Annotated in this window: 19 protein-coding genes; 5 read left to right on the plus strand and 14 right to left on the minus strand. The window is 48.7% G+C overall.

From position 1 onward, the window contains the following. The first annotated feature begins 354 nt into the window (after positions 1–354). The 5 genes from murC (at position 355) to DWW13_RS14020 (ending at position 8349) form a co-directional block, all read left to right on the plus strand. The gene (gene murC / locus DWW13_RS14000; protein ID WP_055219224.1) at positions 355–1746 is read left to right on the plus strand and encodes a UDP-N-acetylmuramate--L-alanine ligase; all 1392 of its coding nucleotides are present in this window, start codon (positions 355–357) and stop codon (positions 1744–1746) included. Positions 1747–2282: 536 nt separating this feature from the next. Continuing rightward, positions 2283–3446: a DnaD domain protein gene (locus DWW13_RS14005; protein WP_117509923.1), complete on the plus strand. Its 1164-nt coding sequence runs from the start codon at positions 2283–2285 to the stop codon at positions 3444–3446. Positions 3447–3467: 21 nt separating this feature from the next. Next, positions 3468–4466 (plus strand): ATP-binding protein, encoded by a 999-nt coding sequence (locus DWW13_RS14010; protein WP_055219220.1) that lies wholly within the window; start codon positions 3468–3470, stop codon positions 4464–4466. Next, the gene (locus DWW13_RS14015) at positions 4463–5653 is read left to right on the plus strand and encodes a ribose-phosphate pyrophosphokinase (RefSeq protein ID WP_022463223.1); all 1191 of its coding nucleotides are present in this window, start codon (positions 4463–4465) and stop codon (positions 5651–5653) included. Before DWW13_RS14010 ends, DWW13_RS14015 begins: the two co-directional genes overlap by 4 nt. A gap of 263 nt (positions 5654–5916) precedes the next feature. Continuing rightward, complete coding sequence (locus tag DWW13_RS14020; RefSeq protein ID WP_118720378.1) at positions 5917–8349, plus strand: GH36-type glycosyl hydrolase domain-containing protein; 2433 nt, start codon at positions 5917–5919, stop codon at positions 8347–8349. An 89-nt stretch (positions 8350–8438) separates the two neighbouring features. Here DWW13_RS14020 and DWW13_RS14025 read toward each other — a convergent pair whose 3' ends face one another. The 14 genes from DWW13_RS14025 to DWW13_RS14085 all read right to left on the minus strand — a co-directional run bounded on the left by DWW13_RS14025 (position 8439) and on the right by DWW13_RS14085 (position 23555). Then, positions 8439–9218, minus strand: coding sequence for a tRNA threonylcarbamoyladenosine dehydratase (locus DWW13_RS14025; protein ID WP_055226710.1), 780 nt, complete (start codon positions 9216–9218; stop codon positions 8439–8441). A gap of 45 nt (positions 9219–9263) precedes the next feature. Beyond that, a complete protein-coding gene (locus DWW13_RS14030) occupies positions 9264–9719 on the minus strand; it encodes a threonine/serine exporter family protein (RefSeq protein ID WP_055265624.1) in 456 nt (151 codons plus the stop codon). Further along, positions 9716–10498: a threonine/serine exporter family protein gene (locus DWW13_RS14035; protein WP_055265622.1), complete on the minus strand. Its 783-nt coding sequence runs from the start codon at positions 10496–10498 to the stop codon at positions 9716–9718. Before DWW13_RS14035 ends, DWW13_RS14030 begins: the two co-directional genes overlap by 4 nt. After that, positions 10495–11856: an MATE family efflux transporter gene (locus tag DWW13_RS14040; RefSeq protein ID WP_118720396.1), complete on the minus strand. Its 1362-nt coding sequence runs from the start codon at positions 11854–11856 to the stop codon at positions 10495–10497. The genes DWW13_RS14035 and DWW13_RS14040 overlap by 4 nt, the downstream gene beginning before the upstream one ends. A 142-nt stretch (positions 11857–11998) precedes the next feature. Beyond that, positions 11999–13099, minus strand: coding sequence for a hypothetical protein (locus DWW13_RS14045; RefSeq protein ID WP_119208574.1), 1101 nt, complete (start codon positions 13097–13099; stop codon positions 11999–12001). A gap of 31 nt (positions 13100–13130) precedes the next feature. Beyond that, positions 13131–13487: a helix-turn-helix domain-containing protein gene (locus DWW13_RS14050; protein ID WP_118720382.1), complete on the minus strand. Its 357-nt coding sequence runs from the start codon at positions 13485–13487 to the stop codon at positions 13131–13133. Positions 13488–13676: 189 nt separating this feature from the next. Continuing rightward, on the minus strand, positions 13677–15182 hold the full coding sequence (locus DWW13_RS14055) for a serine hydrolase domain-containing protein (RefSeq protein WP_118720384.1): 1506 nt from the start codon (positions 15180–15182) through the stop codon (positions 13677–13679). Positions 15183–15208: 26 nt separating this feature from the next. Continuing rightward, entirely contained in the window at positions 15209–16576 is a 1368-nt protein-coding gene (locus DWW13_RS14060) for a glycoside hydrolase family 32 protein (protein WP_055219204.1), read from the minus strand. Between the two features lie 32 nt (positions 16577–16608). Further along, a complete protein-coding gene (locus tag DWW13_RS14065) occupies positions 16609–18006 on the minus strand; it encodes a glycoside hydrolase family 32 protein (protein WP_118720386.1) in 1398 nt (465 codons plus the stop codon). 215 nt (positions 18007–18221) lie between these two features. Then, positions 18222–20033 (minus strand): extracellular solute-binding protein, encoded by a 1812-nt coding sequence (locus tag DWW13_RS14070; protein ID WP_118720388.1) that lies wholly within the window; start codon positions 20031–20033, stop codon positions 18222–18224. Positions 20034–20156: 123 nt separating this feature from the next. Beyond that, positions 20157–21068: a carbohydrate ABC transporter permease gene (locus DWW13_RS14075; RefSeq protein WP_118700360.1), complete on the minus strand. Its 912-nt coding sequence runs from the start codon at positions 21066–21068 to the stop codon at positions 20157–20159. A gap of 19 nt (positions 21069–21087) precedes the next feature. Next, positions 21088–22029 carry an ABC transporter permease gene (locus tag DWW13_RS14080; protein WP_022461554.1) on the minus strand — a complete coding sequence of 314 codons (942 nt, stop codon included), beginning with the start codon at positions 22027–22029 and terminating at the stop codon, positions 21088–21090. Between the two features lie 141 nt (positions 22030–22170). After that, the gene (locus DWW13_RS18885; protein WP_158565053.1) at positions 22171–22326 is read right to left on the minus strand and encodes a hypothetical protein; all 156 of its coding nucleotides are present in this window, start codon (positions 22324–22326) and stop codon (positions 22171–22173) included. Between the two features lie 251 nt (positions 22327–22577). Next, a complete protein-coding gene (locus DWW13_RS14085) occupies positions 22578–23555 on the minus strand; it encodes a LacI family DNA-binding transcriptional regulator (protein WP_022461553.1) in 978 nt (325 codons plus the stop codon). Positions 23556–23605: the final 50 nt, after the last annotated feature.

The following is a 23605-nucleotide window of genomic DNA, read 5'->3' on the forward strand; positions in this document are numbered from 1 at the left end:
GCATTTTATTTGTGTCAAAAATCGTATCATGATTTTCTACAATTTTCGACAGCGTATTCATTTATTTTTACCAGTTTTTGTTACATTTCGTTCATTTTAGTTTGCAATATTTCTTTTTGCATATGTTCTGGTTTATAATACTTATCCATTGTTTTTTATTTCATTTTCGAATTCATCCGCTTTTTTTCTTTTACTTTTCCGGCAAATACGTGTATACTATTAGCCAGAACAGTTCCAGCCGGATTCCGGGGAACCGGCGCTGCATTTCGTTCTGTTCTTTCCTATATTAATTGAAAAATATGTATTGAGAAAATTTCCCCATTTTCAGTGAAAAGACACATTGAAGGAGATACCATGTACGAAGTAGATTTCAGCAAACCAATCCATATACATTTTATTGGCATCGGCGGCATCAGCATGAGCGGCCTTGCCGAGATTCTTTTAAAAGAAAGCTTTACAATTTCCGGTTCCGATGCAAAAGAAAGTGACCTGACCCGCCACCTGACTTCTCTTGGCGCACAGGTTTTCTACGGTCAGAAGGCAGAAAACATTCTTCCGGGAACCGACCTTGTTGTTTATACCGCAGCCATCCATCCGGACAATCCGGAATTTGCCGCTGCAAAAGCTGCCGGTGTTCCGATGCTGACCCGTGCCGAGCTGCTCGGACAGATCATGCGCAACTACGATACACCGATCGCCGTTTCCGGTACACACGGAAAGACGACAACAACTTCTATGCTCTCCCACATTCTGATGGCCGCTGACTGCGATCCGACTATTTCTGTCGGCGGTATTCTTCCGTCCATCGGCGGAAATATCCGTGTCGGCCATTCCGAAACCTTCCTGACCGAGGCATGCGAGTATACCAACAGTTTCTTAAGCTTCTTTCCGAAAATCGGCATTATCCTCAACATGGATGCAGACCATCTCGATTTCTTCAAGGATATCGACGACATCCGCCACTCTTTCCGTGCGTTTGCCCGTCTGCTCCCGACCGACGGCATGCTGATTATCAATGCCGATACGCCGAAATACGATTACGTGACCGAAGGTCTTGGCTGTAAGGTTGTCACCTACGCGCTGGAGAATCAGGCTGTCGCTGATTATACCGCTGCCAACATCACCTACGATGAGTTCGATCACCCGTCCTTCGACTGCATCTGCCGTGGCGAGCTGCGCGGTCGCTATACGCTGATGGTTCCGGGACTTCACAACGTTTCCAACGCCCTGGCTGCCATTGCACTGGCCGATGAACTGCAGCTGCCGGAAAACGCCATCCACGAAGGCTTTGCCACCTTCCGCGGAACCGACCGCCGTTTCCAGTATAAGGGTACATACCACGGAGCAAAGGTGATCGACGATTATGCGCATCATCCAACCGAAATCCGTGCAACGATGGAAGCCGCTGAAAACTGTGCGCACAGAACACTGTGGTGCGTCTTCCAGCCGCATACCTACACCAGAACGAAAGCGCTGCTCGATGATTTCGCTGCCGCTCTTTCCCTGGCAGACCATGTGGTTCTCGCCGATATTTACGCAGCCAGAGAAACCGATACGCTCGGCATCTCCTCCAAAGATATCCAGGAACGCATTGTAAAACTCGGCACTGCCTGCGAATATTTCCCATCCTTTGCGGAAATCGAAAACTATCTGAACGAAAATCTTGCCGAGGGCGACATGCTGATCACCATGGGTGCCGGAGACGTTGTAAAAATCGGTGAGGAGCTTCTTGCTTCCGAAAAATAAAATCATTCTTTCGCTTTACCTGCTCCCTGTGGAAAATGGAGTTTTCCTTTTTTCCACAGGGTCTTTTTTTGCTCCGAATCCACACAATCTGTCTTTTCGCCAAATAGTTACGCACATTTTTATTCACAGCTATTTTCCTGTATTTTCGCCTGTTTTCAGAGTTATCCACATTGTCCACAATTTTATACACATTTTTACGATCCACACAATGTGGATTTCCTGTGTATAACTTTGTTTACATAACGATATCACCAGAAAGTCCTATACTTCCCTGTTTTCCTCCATTTTTCAACATTTTTGGTAGATGATAATATTTCACAAAACGGATTTCTCCACATTATCCACATTGTCCACAGTCCTTTTTCATCCACCGTGCCTTTTTCCCGGAATGTTTTTTCCGCAAAACACCTATTCACTTGTCGAAAATACTGTGTTATACTTGGTTGTGTATGAGAAGGCAAGACGTATAATAAAAAACAGATCGCTAAAAGTAAAAATCTGCCGCACGATAAGAACAGGATGGTGTAATTTTGAGTATGCTGACATTAAACAATGACTGCCTGGCCAGTGTGACTGCTGTGCCGGATCTTTTTCTGGAACAATATATGCCCGCAGCCAACGGAGAATTTGTAAAAGTGTACCTTTATCTGCTGAAGCTGGTCAAAGACCATCAGCAGGATTCCACTCTGTCATCGATGGCAGATTTTTTTTCCTGCACGGAAAACGATATCGTCCGGGCGCTGAAATACTGGGAGAAGCAGGGACTCCTCTCGCTCTCCTACACCACTGGGGAAAGCGTTCCGACCGGAATCGCCTTTCTGCCGCTTGTCCGGAAGGAAGAAAGCGGAATCCTTCCAACACCGGAATCCTCGATTTCCGGCCCGATTGCGGCTGCACCGGCTGTTTCTGCTGTATCCGTTGAAATCCCGCAGACGGAACAGACCCCGGCTCCATCACCACAGCCGGCCGTTTCTGCCCCATCTGCCTCTTCTCCGGCAGATGATCTTTCCAGTTCCGGTATTTCCGGACAGTCAGTAGAAAAAAAACACGCTCCCGGCAGCCGCGAAGAACTGCAGCACGTTCTTTACGTTGCGCAGACGTATTTCGGTCATCTTCTGTCGCCAACGGAAATCGAATGCATCATGTTTTTCTATGATGATCTCCACTTTTCCGCGGATCTTCTGGAATACCTGGTGGAATACTGTGTTTCGAAGGGAAGCACCAGCATCCACTACCTGAAAAAGGTAGGACTCGCCTGGCAGGAAAGCGGAATCCGCGATGTTGCCTCTGCCAAACAGGAGACCACGACATTCAACAAACATTACTACACAATTTTGAAAGCATTCGGCATCCGCAACCGCGCACCGGTGGAAAAAGAAGCCGAGATGATGGACCGCTGGCTGAATACCTACGGTTTTACGATTGATCTTATCACCGAAGCCTGTCAGCGCACCGTTTCCAAGATCGGCCAGCCGAGCTTCCAGTACGCGGAAGGCATTCTCTCCAAATGGAAGGAACAGGGCGTCCGCTCCATGGCAGACGTCGAACAGCGCGATGCGGAGCACCAGAAAAGGAAGAAAACCGCTTCTGATCAGAATGCGGCACGAAAAACCGCTCCTGCTGCTTCAAGTAACCGCTTCAACAATTTCCATCAGAGAGAATACGACTACCAGAAGTTAGAAGAACAGCTTCTGAAATAACGCCCGGAGGACGAAACAACTATGGCACTGACAAACCCGCAATACGATGCGATTATGCGCATGTACAACGAACGGCAGCTCCGCCACCAGAGAGAACAGCAGGAGCACATCCGCATTGCTTATGAAAAGATTCCGCGCCTTGCGGAAATCGACGCCGAGATTGCATCCCTCTCGGTTCGGAAAGCAAAAGCGATGCTGAACGGAGACGCTTCCATGGATCTCGACCTGAATGCTGCCATCCGTGACCGTTCCCAGGAACGCGCGGCGCTCCTTTCCATGCACGGCTACCCGGCAGACTATCTCGAGCTGACGTATGACTGCCCGCTCTGCCGCGACACCGGCTACATCAACGGCACGCAGAAATGCGCCTGCTTCAAAAAAGCTGCCGTCGATCTTCTGTACCGGCAGTCCAACGTGGAGGAGCTTCTGAAAGCCGAAAATTTCAGCCAGTTCTCTCTGGATTACTACTCGGACAGCCTGACCAGTACCGGAACACCGCTCACTTCCCGCGAGGCCGCTGCTGCCGCGCTCGAAAAAAGCCAGGCGTTCGTCCGCAATTTCGGCTCGTCGTTTGAAAATCTCTTCTTTTACGGCGACACCGGTGTCGGAAAAACGTTTCTTTCGCACTGTATTGCCCGCGAACTGATCGAGCAGTCGTTCTGTGTGATTTATTTTACTGCATTTGATCTGTTTGACCTGTTTGCACGCTACACCTTTTCCAGTTCAGAAGAAGCAAAAGACGCTCACGCCAATATCTTTGACTGCGATCTTCTGATCATCGATGATTTAGGTACGGAACTGACCAACAGCTTCGTCTCTTCCCAGCTCTTTCTCTGCATCAACGAACGCATCCTGCGGAAGAAATCGACGATCATCTCCACGAACCTGCCCCTTGACCGCTTCATGGAGACGTACTCGGAACGTACCTTTTCACGAATTTCAAGTAACTACACCATCATTAAACTTTTTGGAAACGATATTCGGATCCAGAAAAAACTTTTGGGAGGAACCAAAGCATGAGTAAGGGAACTGAAGGACATTTTGACACACTGCCAATCGGAAGACTGGGACTGATCCCGCTGAACAGCAGCGCCGCACTTGGAAAAAAGGTCGACGATTATCTGGTCAGCTGGAGAAAGGGACGCGGCAATGAATTTGCGGAAAAATATGTCGCTGCCTATGAAGGATATGAGCGTGACAGCTACATTATCCAGTCTCAGGTTCCGCGTTTCGGTTCAGGCGAGGCAAAGGGTATCATCAACGAATCTGTCCGCGGTGACGATATCTACATTCTGCTCGATGTCTGCAACTACAGCCTGACCTATTCTCTGTGCGGCTACACCAACCACATGTCTCCGGACGACCACTTCCAGGATCTGAAGCGTGTCATCGCAGCCATCGGTGGAAAAGCCCGCAGAATCAATGTCATTATGCCATTCCTGTATGAGAGCCGCCAGCACAAGAGATCTGGAAGAGAGTCTCTCGACTGCGCACTTGGTCTGCAGGAGCTGACTGCTATGGGCGTAGAAAACATCATCACCTTCGACGCTCACGACCCGCGTGTCCAGAACGCGATTCCGCTGCATGGATTTGAAACCATCCAGCCGGCTTACCAGTTCATCAAAAACATCCTGCGCAATGCACCGGATATGAAGCTCGACAAGGATCATCTGATGGTCATCAGCCCGGATGAGGGCGGTATGGGCCGTGCTATCTACATGGCAAACAACCTCGGTGTTGACATGGGTATGTTCTACAAACGCCGCGACTACTCTACCATCATTGATGGACGCAACCCGATCGTTGCCCATGAGTTTCTCGGTGCTGATGTCAAAGGTAAGGATATGATCATCATCGACGATATGATCTCCTCCGGCGAGAGTATGCTGGAAGTTGCCAAACTCTTAAAGGATCGTGAGGCACGCAACATCTACATGTGCTCGACCTTCGGACTGTTCACCAGCGGACTGGAGAAATTCGACAAGGCTTATGAGGAAGGACTCTTCACAAAAGTTCTGACCACCAACGTCGTATACCAGACACCGGAGCTTCTCTCCCGCGAGTACTACATCAGCTGCGACCTGAGCAAATATATCGCTCTCATCATCGACAAGCTGAATCACGATGCCTCCATCAGCGGACTGCTGGATCCGGCGGATCGTATTCAGAAAGTTATTAAGAAATTTAAGAATCACGAGAAGATCTGATATTCCAGGGTTCAAAGTTCGAAAGCTGTTCGTGCTTGCACGATAAAGCGTTCGAATTTGGAACCCGCCAAACATGAGGACGTAGCGCCAGCGGATTCCGAATATTTGCAGAATCGCGGAACAATTCGTGAATATCCACAAACGCCGAAACTGTCACGAAAACGGTTTCGGCGTTTTTTTATATTTTTAGCAAATTCTTGCTAGTTTTTTCTTTTTTCGGCTGTATAATGAAATTACATTGTACGACGAAGGAGGTATCACACATGCAATTTGGACATTTTGATGATGCGAAAAAAGAGTATGTCATCACAAGCCCGAAGACTCCGCTTCCGTGGATCAACTATCTGGGATCTGAGAACTTCTTTTCTCTGATTTCCAATACCTGCGGCGGATACAGCTTCTACAAGGACGCAAAACTTCTGCGTCTGACCCGTTACCGTTATAACGATACGCCGCTCGATCAGAACGGACGCTACTACTACATCAAGGACGGCGATACCGTCTGGAACCCGGGCTGGCAGCCGACCCAGACGCCGCTCGATTCCTACGAGTGCCATCATGGCCTTGGCTACAGCCGCTTTGTTTCTTCCAAAAACTTAGTTGCCGCTGAACTGACCGCTTTTGTTCCGCTGGCAGATTCCTGCGAAGTAAACCGTCTCATGCTGACCAACAACGGCACCGAAGAAAAAACACTGGCTCTGACTTCTTTTGTAGAGTTCTGCTTCTGGAACGCCGTGGACGATATGACCAACTTCCAGAGAAACTTCAGCATCGGCGAAGTTGAGATTCAGGGTTCTGAAATTTACCACAAAACTGAGTACCGCGAGCGCCGCAGACATTACGCTGTTTATGCAGTCAACTGCCCGATCGACGGATACGATACCGACCGCGACGCTTTCCTTGGCGCTTACCGCGGAAATGACCGCCCGGAGACCGTTCTGCGCGGCACTGCAGGCAACACCGTCGCCAGCGGATGGGGTGTGATCGGTTCCCACCACATCGACGTTACCTTAAAACCAGGCGAGTCCCGCTCCTTTATCTTTGTTCTCGGCTACTGTGAGAATGCAGCGGATGACAAATGGGAAGCTCCTGGCGTGATCAACAAAAAACCGGCAAAAGAGATGCTCTCTCACTATCAGACCGACGAGCAGGTTGACGCAGCACTTGCAGAGCTTGCTTCCTACTGGGAAGGCCTGCTGGCAAAATATGCGCTCTCCTGTGCAGATGAAAAACTGGGACGCATGGTCAACATCTGGAACCAGTATCAGTGTATGGTTACCTTCAACATGTCCCGTTCTGCATCCTACTTCGAATCCGGCACCGGCCGTGGTATGGGCTTCCGTGATTCCTGCCAGGATCTGCTCGGCTTCGTTCATCTGATTCCGGACCGCGCAAGAGAGCGTCTGCTCGATATCGCTGCTACCCAGTTTGAAGACGGAAGCGCATATCACCAGTATCAGCCGCTGACCAAGAAAGGAAACATGGATATCGGAAGCGGCTTCAACGATGACCCGCTCTGGCTGATTGCCGGATGCGCCGCCTACATCAAAGAGACCGGAGATTTCTCCATTCTCGATGAGCAGGTTGATTTCGACAACGATTCCACCAAGGCACAGCCTCTGATGGAGCACCTGAAACGTTCCTTCGACTTTACCGTAACCCATCTCGGACCGCACAAACTGCCGCTCATCGGCCGTGCAGACTGGAATGACTGTCTGAACCTGAACTGCTTCTCTGCAGAGCCGGGCGAACCGTTCCAGACGACAGGACCTTCCGAGGGACCAGTTGCTGAGTCCATTTTCATCGCCGCTATGTTCGTGAAATACGGCAAAGAGTACGCAGCCATCTGCCGCCGCAGAGGCAATGAGGAAGAAGCTGTTTACGCAGAAAAAGAAGTCGAAAAAGTTTACCAGGCAGTCCTTGATGCAGGCTGGGACGGCGAATGGTTCCTGCGTGCTTATGATGCAGCAGGCGAAAAAGTCGGCTCCAATGAATGTGAGGAAGGTAAGATCTACATCGAGCCGCAGGGCTTCTGTGTTCTTGCTGAAATCGGTGTCAAAGAAGGACTGGCAGAAAAAGCCCTGACTTCTGTCCAGAACATTCTGGAAACCAAGTACGGCGTTGTTCTTCTGCAGCCGGCTTACACCAAGTATTACCTGAATCTTGGTGAGGTTTCCTCCTATCCGCCGGGATACAAAGAGAATGCTGGTATCTTCTGCCACAACAACCCATGGATCTCCATCGCTGAGACCGTTGTCGGCCACGGAAACCGCGCATTTGATCTGTACCGCAAGATCTGCCCGGCTTACATTGAGGACATCAGCGAGATCCACCGCACCGAGCCGTACGTCTACTCTCAGATGATCGCCGGAAAAGACGCTGCTCACTTCGGTGAGGCAAAGAACTCCTGGCTGACCGGTACTGCCGCATGGACTTTTGTCAATGTTTCCCAGTACATCCTCGGCATTCAGCCGGATTACGACGGACTTTCCTTAAATCCGTGTATTCCGTCCGATATGGAAGAGTTCAAGATCCGCAGATACTTCCGCGGTGCATGGTATAACATCACCTTCCAGAATCCGGAGCACAGGGAGAAAGGTATTTCTTCCCTCACGGTAAACGGAACCGCAGTAGAAGGAAATCTGATTCCGCTCACCGAAGGCTGCACCGAATATGATGTTGTTGCCGTAATGTAATTTTTCAAATTTCAAATCTCCATAAACACAAGGCGAGCCCCGGAAAGCACAACTGCTTTTCCGGGGCTCGTCCCTTTTATTCTTATTTTTTACTGCAGCTGCCGTCTCTCTCTGACACCGGAAAGATCTTTGATGACCTCTCCCGCCAGAATCAGTCCTGCTACGGACGGCACAAACGCTACGCTGCCCGGGATATCACGCCGCTCCGTGCATTTTCTTGCAGCTCCCGGAGGACAAATGCAATTTGTCCGGCAGCTGATGCTCATATCCTCAAGCGGACGGAGGGATTTTTCCTCTGAATAGACCACTTTCAGTTTCTTCACGCCGCGTTTTTTCATCTCACGCCGCATGACCTTTGCCAGCGGACACATGTTCGTTTTATAGATATCCGCCACGCGGAACTTCGTCGGGTCCAGCTTGTTTCCAGCTCCCATACAGCTGATGACCGGCACATTGCACGCTTTGGCGCGCATGATAATCTCAATCTTCGCTGTCACGGTATCAACAGCATCCACCACGTATGAATACTTCGAAAAATCAAAATCGTCCGCATTTTCCGGCAGATAAAAGCATTTGTATACCTCTACCTCCGCTTTCGGATTGATATCCAGAATGCGTTCTTTCATTACGTCTACTTTATATTTTCCGACACTGCTTCTCGTCGCAATAATCTGACGGTTGATGTTGGTGAGGCAGACCTTATCATCGTCTACCAGCACAAAATGGCCGACACCGCTTCTTGCCAGCGCCTCTACGGTATATCCGCCTACGCCGCCGATACCGAAAACGGCAACGGTTGCATTCGCCAGAAGATCCATGCTCTCCTGTCCGAGCAGAAGCTGTGTTCTGGAAAACTGATTCAATGCCATTTGTTTTCCTTCCTCCTTGTTTATAATCTCTACTACAATAATAGGTTATTTGCTTTTGTCTGTCAACACCTTACGGAACCAGCTCTGCGGAAACTCAAAAACAAGGAGAATGCCAAGCACAATCGCAACTGCATCCTTCAGTGTCAGAAATCCTCTTGCACCGGCGCGCTCCAGATCATTGGTTACCACGTAAAAAGCAGTCCAGTAGATGCCGCTTCCCGGCACCAGCGGGAAAATACCCGCAATCAGAAATACCGTTACCGGGCAGCGCTTGTACACCGCAAAGCTGCGCGACAGAAGGATGACGAGCACCGTTGCAAAAAAGATGGATACCGGCTCTGTCGTATGCGGGAGGAACAGTTTGTAGCAGATCCAGCCGCAGGCACCTGCCAGTCCGCAGTACAGGTAGTATTTCCGCGGCACCTGGAACAGCAGCGCAAACGCAATCGTTCCGACGCAGGCTGCAAAAAATTCCGCAATTAAACGAATGGTATCACTCATAGCTGCAGCCCTCCCGCCAGTTGATGATATCCTGTGATAATCAGTCCGACGCCAAGCGCAATACAGAATGTCACAAGCAGCGCATCGAGCATCCGCACGGAACCAGCGATGTAGTCCTGATCCGCAATATCACGGATGGCGTTCGTGAAATTGACACCGGGCACCAGCGGAATAATCGAACCGATGATGACCTTGTCCAGATGATGGCCGATCCCCGCCTGATACAGAAAAACGGCAATCAGTGTGACAAGCGCGCCGCCGGAAATATTCGTCGCAATCTTTGACATTCTGCCGCGCAGCAGGTACAGCAGATAGAAGTACAGAACAAAGCCCGACAGAAACGCTACCATGCTGTCCACCACATCGCCGCCGAACAGAAAACAGAAGCACGCGCTTCCGACACCGGATGCAAGCACCTGGTGCCATCTTGGTTTGTCCGGCATCCGCTGAATGTCGAGCAGCCAGGCCTTCGCCTCTTTCGGCGCGTGCAGCCCCTCCTCGATTTCGCGGGAGAGCTGGTTGACTGCCGTTACCTTGTCGAGCCGCGCCGCCGACAGCGGAATGTGACGCACGCGGGCAAATTCCTGCTTTTTTCCACTCTCAGCAGTCAGGAAAATACCACTGCTCAACACAAACGCATCGCTGGAGTTGACGCCATACGCCCGCGCAATGCGGTCGATCGTCTCCTCCACACGGAAGATTTCCGCGCCGCTCGCCAGCAGGATGTCTCCCGCCAGCGATGCCACATCAAGCGCTTCTCTCGTCGATTCTGCGTTCATCCTTGTTTTCCTCCTTTTTCAAAGCCGTATACCCATTTTCCTTTCAAAAACAGATACAGGAAAATGACAGAACTGATACTCCAGGTCAGCGGGTAAGCCCAGAAAATCACGCGGATATCCGGGATCAGCCGGACCGTCACGGTAATGTAGCTGACGCGGAACAGGCACCAGACGCAGAGCATGACAACCATGGGAACCGAAGCGTGCCCGGAACCGCGGAGCACAGCCGCGATGCAATGAGAAAATGCCAGCAGAAAATAAAACAGTGCAATCGTTCTCGCCTGCATCACGCCGCAATGGACAACGGCCGGATCGCTGTTAAACGCCGCAATCAAAGTCGGTGCGGCTGCATAGATCACAAACCCGATCAGCTCGGCGATGGTAATGGAACAGAGAATGCCAAACCGCGCTCCTTTTTTCGCCCGGTCATACTGTTTTGCACCGAGATTCTGGCTGACAAACGTCGTTAATGCCATCGTAAAGCATGTAACCGGAAGGAATGCAAAACCCTCGATTTTTGCATATGAACCGCAGCCTGCCATCGCCATTTTCCCGAATGCATTGATGTTCGTCTGCACGAAAACGTTTGCGATCGAAATAACCGAGTTCTGGAAACCGGACGGCACACCGTTGCGGATAATCTCGCCAAGCGCCCGGCCGTCGAAACGGATTTTGCGGATATGAAGACGATACTCTTCCTTCGTCCGCAGCAGATGGATCATGCAGAGAATCGCGCTTGTGAACTGGGAAATGACCGTTGCAAGCGCCGCCGCACCGACCCCCATGCCAAGCCCTCCGATAAAAAGCAGGTCGAGCACAACATTGATGCACGACGATACGATCAGATAGATCAGCGGGTGACGGCTGTCGCCAACGGACTGCAGGATGCCGACGAAAATGTTATACATGATAAAACCAAGAGATCCTGCAAAATAGGTACGGAAATATTCGACGGACTGCGGCAGGACATCGGACGGTGTTCCCATCAGCACAAGGATTTTCGGCGCCAGATACATGCCAAGCACAGTCAGCGCTACACCGGCCGCCAGGCCGAACGCCACGGTCGTATGGATCGCTTTCTGCAGATCTTCCCGGTTTTTCGCTCCGTAATACCTTGCAATCACGACACCGGCGCCCATTGCGATACCGTTAATAAAACCAACCATCAGAAAGATCAGATTGCCCGAAGAGCTGACCGCTGCCAGTGCATTGCTTCCCAGAAAATTTCCTACAATCAGCGAGTCGGCCGTATTGTACAACTGCTGGAACAGATTACCAAGGAACAGCGGGATCGCAAACAGAATCATCTTTTTTGAAATACTGCCCTCCGTCATTCTTGTTTTACTTTCTGTACTCATTCGTAAAAACCCCCATTTCTTTTTCGTACAGTCAAAACCGGTCATCCGCAGGTTCCCGCCCGGTGCGTGTCCAGCCTTCTTTTCAGCAGACACGCACCGGAACTCACCCGAGATGACCGGTTTGGAAATATCCTTTTTTCTATTATATCGAACCTTCTCTGGAATGACAAGCCACAAATTCATGCAGAATGGCTTCGACACGTCCCAGCATCTCCTCTTCCGTGCAGAGTTCTTCCGGTTTCATGGATTCCAGGTAATCGTAGAATGCCATAAGAATGCTCGGTTCCCGGATGCTGAGGTAAATCAGCCGCTCTGTCCGCGTCTGGAACAGAAGATAGCCCTCGTTTGCATTGACCGAAATATTCAGCGCATGCTCTGCTCTCTCTTTCGTTTCCCGGATCATACGAAGATTCGCGCGATCCCGCAGCGCCAGAAAGCGGCGGATCAGGGCAATACGCTCGTCAAAGTCCAGCGGAGAATAGCACTCTTTTGGATACTCATCCACGCGGCCCGTGTCCAGGAAACTTTTGACGCCGTCCTCTGAGAAAAACATCGTCGTTTTTTCATCCAGCACCCGTGTCTGCATCACCTTTGCATACTGCGCAACCGCCTGTATCATCTGATCTCGCTCCGGCATTTCTTTTACAAGATGGTGTTTCAGCATTTCCGGTGTCAGAAGTCCGGAAAGACACGGCATTCTCTGGAAGAAATACCGCGGGGAATCTGATGCGATAAAGCGACGAATCAGTGTTTCCGTATAGCCAAGCTGGGACTGTACCGTGTCAAGACGTTCAAACAACGGCTCCGACTGTTTTAAATAGCCTTCAAACATCTCGCGCATCATCCGCAGCGTCGTCTCCTCCCGGAACAGAATTGCATTCTGGTAATCGGCACTAAAAGCAAGCGCACAGTGCTCCGTCAGGATGAGGTACGGGAAAAGGCGGAACTCATTCAGCCGCGCCGCCACATTGTCGTAATAGTACCGCGCACGGTAATCGCATCCACAGGCACAGATCGGTAGAATTTTCTGCAGACAACTCAGGTTGTAATTTTTCCGCATTGAAGTTAGCTTCTCGTTGTTGTTCATACAGAACAGATGGTGAATCGTCAAATTCGGGTTCTGTTCTCCGAGAACCTGCAGAAGTTCCATGGCAAAATCGAAGTCCGGCTGAACCAGAACGGAAATTTTTCCGTTTTCTTTTACAGCTTCGCCGGAAAACAACTGTAAAATTGCATGCCGCACATGCACTGCGCCCTGAAAGGGAATCTCTCCTCTACCCCCCCCCGCTCATTTCCATTTTCGCAAGTTCCTTTTCATAAAAGATATGCTCTTTTCTTCCCTCGCGGCGGCTAAATGTTTCAATCAGTTCTCCGACCGATTTGCGCCGGTAATAAACCTCTTCACCCATCTGGGTAATGTAAAATGCATCCATGAAATCTGTTTTTTCCCGTGGTGTCAGCTGCATGAACTGTGCCATCTTCCGCACAACATCCTCCCCGGATGGATTTCGTTTTCCATTGATGATCTTATACATGAAAGAACGATCGAGTCCGCAGAACTGTGAAAGCGGGTAGACCCCGACATCCTTCATAGTGATATATTCGGATAATAAATCTGAAAAAACTGACATAGAGCCTCCTGTATTTTTATCTTTTGCGTCGCTCTTTTTCCAAGATATTCAAAATTTTACCATATTCAGAAAGAATCGGCAATTCTTCTCTCAGACTTTGCATATTGTTTTCTTTCTTTTACAGGATTTTCTCACGCCTATGCAAAAACCGGCGGAAAATTCCGCCGGTTTTTCTCTCTTTCGATCCATTTAATCTTCTTTTAATCCAAATACAGTCAGTGCCTGACGCGGTGAAATACCGAGTCCCCCAACGCTGATCAGCGTATCCTCTGCCTCTAACAGCAGCTTTTCCTCCTGGAATCTGACGATCATGCGGCCGCCGCTTAGGCCATCCATCCGGCGAAGCTCCATCTCAAGCGTGTTGACGGTACGCCATGCAGCGGATCCTGCGTAAATATGGCCGTCTGCTTCACTGTAGGCGAAATCCCGGCGCATGGAGAGGACAAATTCCTTTTCTTTCCCGCCTTCTTGTACTTTCCAGTACATCTTATCGCAGCCAAAAGCGAATCGCATCTCCTGAATCGGGCTTGTCTCCAGCGAAAACAGGCCGCTTCCGCCGATCAGAATTTCTGCGGAATCCGGCAGCTGCTGGTTCCCCATCAGCGGGGCAGATACATAAACATGCTTACTTACCTTTTCTTCCATAAACGGATTTCTCGTTCCTCTGCGCGGCGGCAGAGCCAGATCTGCGGTACGCGCTTTTACTGCATCGGCAAGTGGGGACGGCGGCAGCTCTCCTGCCTCTTTCTTCACATACGGGATCAGTTCCTCCTGCAGTGCACTCAGCTCCTCCTGCGTCTGTTCTGTTGCTGTTGTCAGGATCACAATCAGATCGAGATCCGGGAACGCAACGCCGAACTGACCGTACGCACCATCTGCGCGGAAGGAACCCGGATAACGGCACATCCAGCACTGATAGCCGTAGCCCTGCGCCCAGTCTTTTACGTGGCCTTCCGAATCGCCCTCCGTCTCAATCTGCTTGCGGCAGGCGCGTTCAAACCAGTCTTTTCGAAGCAGCTGCTTTCCTTCCCACTCACCCTGTCTGGACAGAAAATACGTGAATTTTGCCATATCCTCCGTTACCATCTTCATACCGCCGCCGCCAAGCTCCGTTCCGTCTCCGAGCAGCGCACAGGTAAGGGATGTGATGCCAAGCGGCTCCAGCAGACGGGATTTCAGAAATTCTGTGACGTTCTGTCCCGTTTTTTTCCTCAGAACGGCAGCCAGCATGTTAGTTCCGGCTGTATTGTATTTATAAAACGTTCCCGGCTCATGGAGCACCGGATGATGAAGAAAGGTAGAAATCCAGTTTTCGGAATTGTCCATAATCTCCGTCTCGTGACCACAACCCATAATCAACAGGTGATGCAGCGTGATTTTTTTGAGATTTTCGGATGGATTTTCCGGCAGCAGGTCCGGAAAGATATCGACAATTTTCTCATCCAGCGATAAGATTCCCTCCTGCTCTGCAAAACCAATCGCCGTTGCTGTCAACGATTTACTGAACGAATACAGTGGATGACGGAATTTTTCATCATACGGCTTCCACCAGCCCTTCGCCGCACACTGTCCATGGCGGATCACCATAAAGCTGTGCAGCTCAATCTGGTTCTCTTCGATTCGGTCGAGAAAATTCAAAATTCCTTTGGAGCTGATTCCAGTTGATTCCGGTGTCACATCTTTAAAGTATCCCATTTTGCTTTTCCCCTTTCTTTCAGCCCTTATGCATCAATTTCGTAAAGTTCAACGGAAAGATCGCCCTTCCAGCTTACACGGTCGTACGGTGTCTCCGGATAAACCACTGTGGAAATAGCATCTACGCCATCCTCAGCAAACAGTTCCAGAATGGAAACATCAAAAACAAGCTCCAGATTCCATGCTCCGTCTTTCTTTCTCGCTGCGGTGCTGATGGAATATTTTTCCGTCATGAAGTGCTCACTGAATTCTTTGTAGCCCGCCATTGTACGGTCAACCGTGATTTTGGTGTCAGTTACATAAATCTTCAATTTCTGTCCCACTGAGTTTTTCAGACAGATTTTCGCATCTCCTTTTCCGGAAACCTTCAATCCAAAGGTCTCTGTGCGGATCGTTGTATGATTCTCGATCGGATAGCTGCTGTGGCGAAATTTTTCCAGTCCGGCCGGAGCAGCCACGAGGGTCAGCGCACCATCTACTTCTGTCAGGGACAGCTTTCTCGCCAGGGTTGCCTGGCCACAGTACTCTTCTGTCGGAGTCTGTGCTGCATACTGCCAGTTCATACCCCATCCCATCAGCAGAACATCTTTCGCATTCTGGAATGTAACGGCTGCATAGTTGTCGAAGCCTTCATCCAGCCATCTTGGCTCATCGGATGGATAGGTGCAGAGGAATTTTTCTCCATCGAAATCACCCAGGAAATACTGCATTTTGCAGTGGTCGTCCTCGGAGGCTTTTGTCATGCTGACAACAAGAACCCATACATTTTTCCCCTTATACTCAATCGGGAACAGATCCGGGCATTCCCACACACCCTTCACATGATTTCCTTCCGGTCCGAATTCTCCTGTTTTCTCCCAGTTTTTCATATCCTGGGATGCGTAGAAGAAGACACGGTCCTGCGCTGCAAGAACAAGACTCCAGCATCTTCTGACCGGATTCCAGAACGCTTTCGGGTCACGGAAATCGGAAATTCCCGGGTTTTTGATGACCGGATTCAGATATGACTTTTCAAAATGCCGACCCTTATCATTGCTGTATGCAATACTCTGCTGTTCCAAACCGTCCTTGTGATGGCTGGTATAAATAGCAATGATCGGCGGGTTTTCATTGGTACCATACTCAGAAGAATTCTGCGTATCATACACAGCACTTCCCGAAAAGATAAATCCCAGTTCATCCGGATAAAGTGCGATCGGCTGATGCTCCCAGTGAATCAGGTCGCGTGATGTTGCATGGCCCCAGTGCATCGGTCCCCAGCTGGTATCATACGGGTACTTCTGATAAAAGAAGTGGTACACGCCATCTACATAAACCATGCCATTCGGATCATTCATCCAGCCTTTTTCCGGCGAAAAATGGATTTTCGGTCTGTAATCTCTTTTTTTCATCATTTTTGTAAAACCTCCCAAAATAAACATATCCCCTATTTTTTAATGGTGTACATTTTCACTTCCAGATCTCCGTCTGTGGAAACCACCTGATACGGAGCATCCGGGTAAACGCATACGGAAGCGATCTCCAGACCACCATCTGCATAAATCTCCAGATAGGAAACGTCAAAAATAATCTCCATGTTGACATTTCCGCGCATGTAACGTTTTGTTGTAGATACCAGCAGATCCTCTTTTTTGAAGAGCTTCGGATCTACATCATCAAAGTAACTAAGGTCGCCGCTCTTAGAGCGGTCCACCGTGATGCTGTCCACCGTTACCTCGATGACTACTTCCTCACCTCTGCTGTTTTTCAGCGCAATTCTTCCGAAATTGCCCTGCACGAGAAGTCCAAAGCTCTCGGTCAGCAGCGGCTTCTGATTTCCGATCGGGAAGGCACCCGCACGGTACTCATCGATCCCGAACGGTTTTGTTTTCAGGCGGTAGCCCTCATCGGTCTCGCAGAGTGAAAGTTCTCTTGGCAGTGTCATCAGACCGGAATACTCACCGGTCGGAACGAAGTTCGCGTAGAGCGGATTAACGCCCCATCCAAGGTAAACCGGGCGGTCGTAGTTTCCATACGTTACGCCGGCATAGTTGTCGAATCCGAAATCAATCCACAGCGGCTCGTCTGTGATCTCGGTGCACTGGAAGGTATCTCCATCAAAATCACCGACGAAATACTGTATATTGGCACGGCCTTCGGTTCCCGGATGTATCATGCTGACTATCAGAATCCATTTGAATCCGTCAAATTCATTTCCTGTTTTAGCACGGATCAGATCGGTGCATTCCCATACAGTCGGCACTTTATTGACACCGACACCGAACTCGCCTGTTTTCTTCCAGTTTTTCAGATCCTGGGATGCGTAAAACTCTGCGTGATCGCCGGATGCCAGAACAAGGCTCCAACAGTCCTTTTTATCATTCCAGAAGACGCGCGGATCACGGAAATCCGGTGCGCCCGGGTTTTTGATCACCGGGTTGCCATAATATTTTTCAAAATGCTTTCCCTGATCCAGACTGTATGCAATACACTGCTGCTCCAGGCCTGTTTCCATATTGTGCGCCGTGTAGACAGCCACCATTGGCTTCTCACCGTATTTCGCAAATCCGCTGGTGTTATTTTCATCGTATGCCATACTTCCGGAGTACATCGTTCCGATCTCATCCGGGTACAATGCGACCGGCAGATGCTCCCAGTGAATCAGGTCTTTCGATACTGCATGACCCCAGTGCATCGGTCCCCATACAACGTCATTTGGATTGTACTGATAATACAGGTGCCAGATACCATCGATATAAATCAGTCCGTTTGGATCGTTGTTCCAGTTTTTCTCCGGTGTAAAATGAATGTTCGGTCTAAAATCTCTTTTTCCCTGTTTACTCATGTGATCCCTCTTTTCCTGTTCTCTCTTTTCCTATTTTATCGTTTTCCATTTGGAACTTCAACAAAAAAGAAATACAAACGAAATAGTCTTCTTTTTAAATATGGCCATGTTATATGGGATACAACATGGCCACATTTAGAATTTCTTTAGTTATAGAATATCAATTGCAAATCGTTTACGTTACTGTTTTTTCGCAACCGCTTTTCGCACGATTTTTAGTTTGCTGCAGAAGCTGCTCGATCTACTGCGCCCTGGTAAATCTCAACCAGTTCATTCAAGCCAGCGCCTTCCAGCTCTGTTTTATAGGAATCCCAGCTTGCATCATCAACGCCGCCAGTTACCCATGTGGTGATGTAACGATCAACAATATCGGAGATGGTCGGCTGAATCTGTGCCAGACGCTGAATCTCTTCCTGGGTCATCAGAACACGCGGAATAGTGTCATACTCTTCCATGATGTCATCTTTACCGTTTTCTTTCTGCATCTCGAGAAGTTTTACTGCATCGAAGGTGTATCCGCAAACGGTGTCATAGTACTCGTTCTGAACGATCATAGAACCACGGCAGGTTGTAGAGTTTACACGAGCCTCACCAAAGTTCTTATAATCCGGATTCAGAGGTTTGTAGTTTCCATTTTCATCAAGTGGTGTACGAAGAATGCCGTCCTCGTCTTTCTCATAGTTGTATCCGATTGCACCCCAGTTAGATGTAACAGAAATTTCCGGATCGCCTACCATGTAATCTACAAATCTTGCAACAACGTGCGGGAATTTGCAGGTTGTTGTAATTGCTGTATCGGAAGAATCCTGCAGCTCAGAGTAGTTACACTCGAAACCGGTCATACCGTCTTCGCCCTGCAGTCTTGGAACTGCTACGTACTGATCATGTACTTCCTGGTTTGTAATTTCCTGATCGCCCCAAACACCGAAGGAACCGATCTTTGCAACGTTCTCTTTGATCAGGGAAGCGTTGAATGCCATACTGGAGTCTGCCTCGAAGGAGCCGTTCCAGATCAGTCCTTCTTCATACAGCATATTGAAGAATTCTGCTGTTTTCTTGAATGCTTTGTCTGTTGCAGTGAAGGTAACTTTTCCATCAACCAGTCTTAAGTGATCCGCATATGCATTTCCGCCGCAGTAGGAGTCAGCGCATCCGAATGCACCTGTGAAACGATAGAACAGGTTGTAGGAACCAAAGGTATCGGTTGCACCGAACCAGGTTGCCATTGGGATTTCATCAGCTTCGCCGTTGCCGTTCAGATCGCCGCCGTCGCGGAATGCTTTCAGGCAGTCTACCCACTCGTCTACGGTTGTCGGCACTTCTTTGCCTACTTTATCCAGCCATGTTTTGTTAATCACGAATGGTCCAGGTGTTAATACAAGACCTTTCATTTCCTCTACGTACGGGAATCCATATTTATGGCCGTTCGGAGCGGTGATTTCAAGCTGATACTGCTCATTGTCATCGAGGAATGCTTTCAGGTTCGGCATATACTCTTCGATCAGGCCTTCGGTTGGAAGGAATACATCCTGGTCTGCGTACTGAACTACGGTGTTTCCGGATTTACCATCGCCGAAGTTCCAGAATACATCCGGAAGATCCTGTCCGGAAGAAAGCATCAGGTTGATTTTCTCTGTTGCGCTCTCCTGCGGGATCGGCTGCCAGTCAAACTCTACTCCTGTGTCCTCGAACCATTTCTTGCACATAGCCAGGTCGCCTACTTCTACGGTTCTGTCTGCAGAGTTTACGATTAGAGCGGAAATTTTTCCGTATTTCTCTTCGAATTTTGCCGGATCTTTGATGATCGGAAGAGTACCATCGAGCTGGATGATTCCCTCATCTACTGCTTCCTGCTCTTCTGCTGTGAGACCTGTGTCACCTGCCTCTGTACCGGATGCAGATGTGGTGTCTCCTCCTGTGCTTCCTGCACCGGAGCTGCTTGAGCTGCCCGAGCTGTTTCCACAGCCTGCGAGCATGCTGGTTACCATAAGGCTTGCCAGTAATACGGATACGATTTTTTTCTTCATGTTGTTCCTCCTTTATTTTGCTGCCTTTTCGGCAGTGAAATACGTAAATATTTTTGTGTTTCTACTATAAAATCATGTCTGTTGTAGCCATGAACTCTGTAACGATAACTTTTCTGTTCTGTATCAGCCCTTGACTGCACCGATCGTAACACCTTTTGCGAAGTATTTCTGCAGGAAAGGATATACGCACAGCAGCGGGAATGCGGAAACAACTACAACGCAGTATTTTAACTGCTCAGCCAGTTTCTGTTTTGTTACCATCTCAGAAGCACTACTTCCCATCTGGTTGGACTGGTTCATCAGTACCAGGTTTCGAAGAACGACCTGAAGAGGCATCTTGCCGTCATCCTGCAGGAACATCAGTGCATTGAAGAACTGGTTCCACATTGCAGTCGCATAGAACAGACACATAACTGCGATGATGGTTTTCGACAGCGGAATTGCAATTTTGAAGAAAAATCCAAAGTCGCTGCAACCGTCAATTTTTGCTGCTTCGAGAAGCTCGACCGGAATACCGCTTTCAAAGAAGGAGCGGCATACGATCAGGTTGTAAGCAGATACTGCTACTGGAAGAACCATTGCCCATGTTGTGTTGTAGATGTGCAGCTGCTGTACCGTTAAGTACATCGGAATCATGCCGCCGCTGAAGAACATCGTGAAGGTGAACAGGAACATGATTGGTTTTCTTCCTACCATATCGTATCTGGAAAGTGCATAGCCGGCCGGAATTGTGCAGACCAGGGAAATCAGCGTTCCTAATACGGTATACTTGATGGTGTTTGCATAGCCAGTCCAGAGCGGCTGATATTTCAGTGTGGTTGCATATCCGTTGGCGTACCACGCTTCCGGATAGAGAAGGAATTTACCGGAGCTTACAACAATCGGGTCTGTAACAGATGCCAAAAGCACGTAGTACAGAGGATATACAATTGCGATACAGACAAGGATCATGATAACGGTATTGATCACAGTAAAGACCTTGTCTCCCGTACTCATTTTTACTTTTTTCTTTTTCACAGTGTTATTATTTGCCATTTTTCAAGCCCCCTGACTCTTAGAAAATACTGATATCGCTGGTCTTCTTTGCAACTGCGTTTGTGATAACCAGAATAATGAAGTTTACAACGGAGTTAAATAAGCCAACGGCTGTCGCAAAACTGTACTGTGCGGTCTGGAGACCTACTTTGTATACGTATGTCGAAATGATCTCACTGACGGTTGTGTTGGTACCGTTCTGCATCAGATAAGCTTTCTCATATCCCACGTTCATAATGTTACCTACCTGAAGGATCAGCATCAGGATGATGGTCGGCATAATCAGAGGTAAATCAATGTAAAGGATCTTCTGAAATCTGGAAGCACCATCCATCGTTGCTGCTTCGTAATATTCCGGGCTGATTGCGGTCAGTGCTGCGATGAAGATGATGGCGTTGAATCCCATCGTCTGCCAGATGTTACTTCCGATGAAAAGTTTGCGGAAGTACTCCGGAAGGCTGGTGAACATGATTGCTTTTCCGCCGGCTCCCATAACCGCGTGGTTTACAAGACCGTTTGCGGAAAACAGTACGGAAATCAGGCTGACTACAACTACGTTTGACATAAAGTACGGTGCGTAGGAGATGGTCTGGATGATTCGTCTCGGTCCGCTTCTCTGTACCTGGTTCAGTAAGAGTGCGAAGATAACCGGAATCGGGAATCCGATGATCAGGCTCTCCAGACTGATGACGATCGTGTTCTTGATTGCCGTCATGGCAATACTGGTACTGAAGAACATCTTGAAATACTTGAAGATCGGATCTGCCCACGGACTTCCCATGATTCCCATGCGGCCTTTAAAATCTTTAAAGGCGATGATCAGGCCGTACATTGGATAGTAAGCAAAAACGATCAGCCAGATCAGTGCAGGAATCAGCAGGATGTACAGCTGCCAGCACGAGAGCGCTTTTTTCAATTTTCCACTTTCTGCCGTTTTCGGCGATGACGTTTTTTTCTTCATAGTTCCCTCCTTATTTCTCTAAAAGCTTTACCAACCGCTTTTCGTTCCACATTTGCATCGTTTCCGTTTTGGCACTTTGCCTTGTGGAACCTGTTCCATACCTGTATCATAGTACGCAGTTCGCCCAATGTCAACAAATCATCAATATTTTTTCGTCATTTTCAATATTTTCACAATTTTTATTTTGTGTTTTTGTGCAATATGCATCCTGTTTTTCATAAAATTCACACTTATCTTCTTTCTTCTCCCATTCTCCTGTTCCACATGTTCCGCTGTTCCATGCTTTTCCTGTTCCATATGTTCCACTTTTCCGTTTTTCACTATTTTTTCGACAATTGCAACTGTTTCAGCAGCGATTTCATATCCTTTTGCTCAGTCTTTCTGCCCTTTTGCCGTATATAAGTTGGTTTTATTTCATTTTTATTTTATACATAAAAAAGAGACACCCTTTCTTTTCAGATCAAGTGTCTCTGATATCTGTTCTTCTTCTGTTCTATCGCAATCCCGGAAAATGATGCAAAATTCGGTAATTCCCTGTTTTGTTATCTTCAGGTACTTTCTCCTTTTCGGAAGGTCACATCCACAATCTGCTCCATCTCCTCAATCTTCTTTCCGTCAATCATGCGGATGATTGTGTCCACGCTCCGCTTTGCGATTTCCGGCACATTCTGACAGACCGTCGTCAGCTCCGGTGTCAAAAAGCGGGTAAAATCCAGGCCGTCGTAGCCAACCACCTTCAGTTTTTTCGGAATCTTAATCCCTTTTTTCTGCAGCATCTTCATGCACGCTGCCGCTGTGACATCGGCTGTAAAGAGTCCATCAATTCCATCAAAATGGCTGATGTATTTTTTCCAGATCGTCGGGCCGCTCTGAAAATTCAGAATCTTGCTTCCGGCATCAATCGCTGTAATTTTACATTTATGCTGTTTGCAGACTTCCGCAAACCGTCGGTAACGATCCATGGAGCAACCACGCTCTGTTGCACTCGATGCAAAATAGAGCACATTCTTACATCCTGCGCTCAAAAGCGCCTGCGCCGCAAGCTCACCGCCGCGCTTATGGTCGGAATGTATACACGGAATCCCTTCGGTGACGTAGCGGTCAATCATGACAATCGGACGGTGAATTTCCGCCAGGCTGACAGAAGACGGGATATCCGCACAGCAGATAATGCCGTCCATGACATTTCGCTGCAGCATTTCCACAAATTCCTCGATGCGGTTCGGATTGTCCCCAACCTCGCAGAGCATGCACTTGTAGCCATTGGTGTACAGATTATTCTCGACATGTTTCACCAGAGATGCCATAAACGGATGTGAAAGATTCTTAACAACAATTCCGATAAAACCGGACTTGTTGCGGAACAGGTTCTGGGCAAGCTCATTTGGTTTATAGTTCAGTTCCTCCACTGCCTGCATGATCTTCTGTTTTGTTTCATCGGAAATATACCCGCTCCCATTGAGTGCACGGGATACCGTTCCGATTCCTACTCCCGCTTTGATCGCGACATCTCTAATACTTGCCATAGTTTCTCCTAACTCCTATTCTGACACTGGGCTGTTTTCTCTGACTCGTT

Origin of the sequence: Blautia sp. AF14-40 (genome assembly GCF_003479665.1) — a bacterium.
Classification (GTDB): domain Bacteria; phylum Bacillota; class Clostridia; order Lachnospirales; family Lachnospiraceae; genus Fusicatenibacter; species Fusicatenibacter saccharivorans.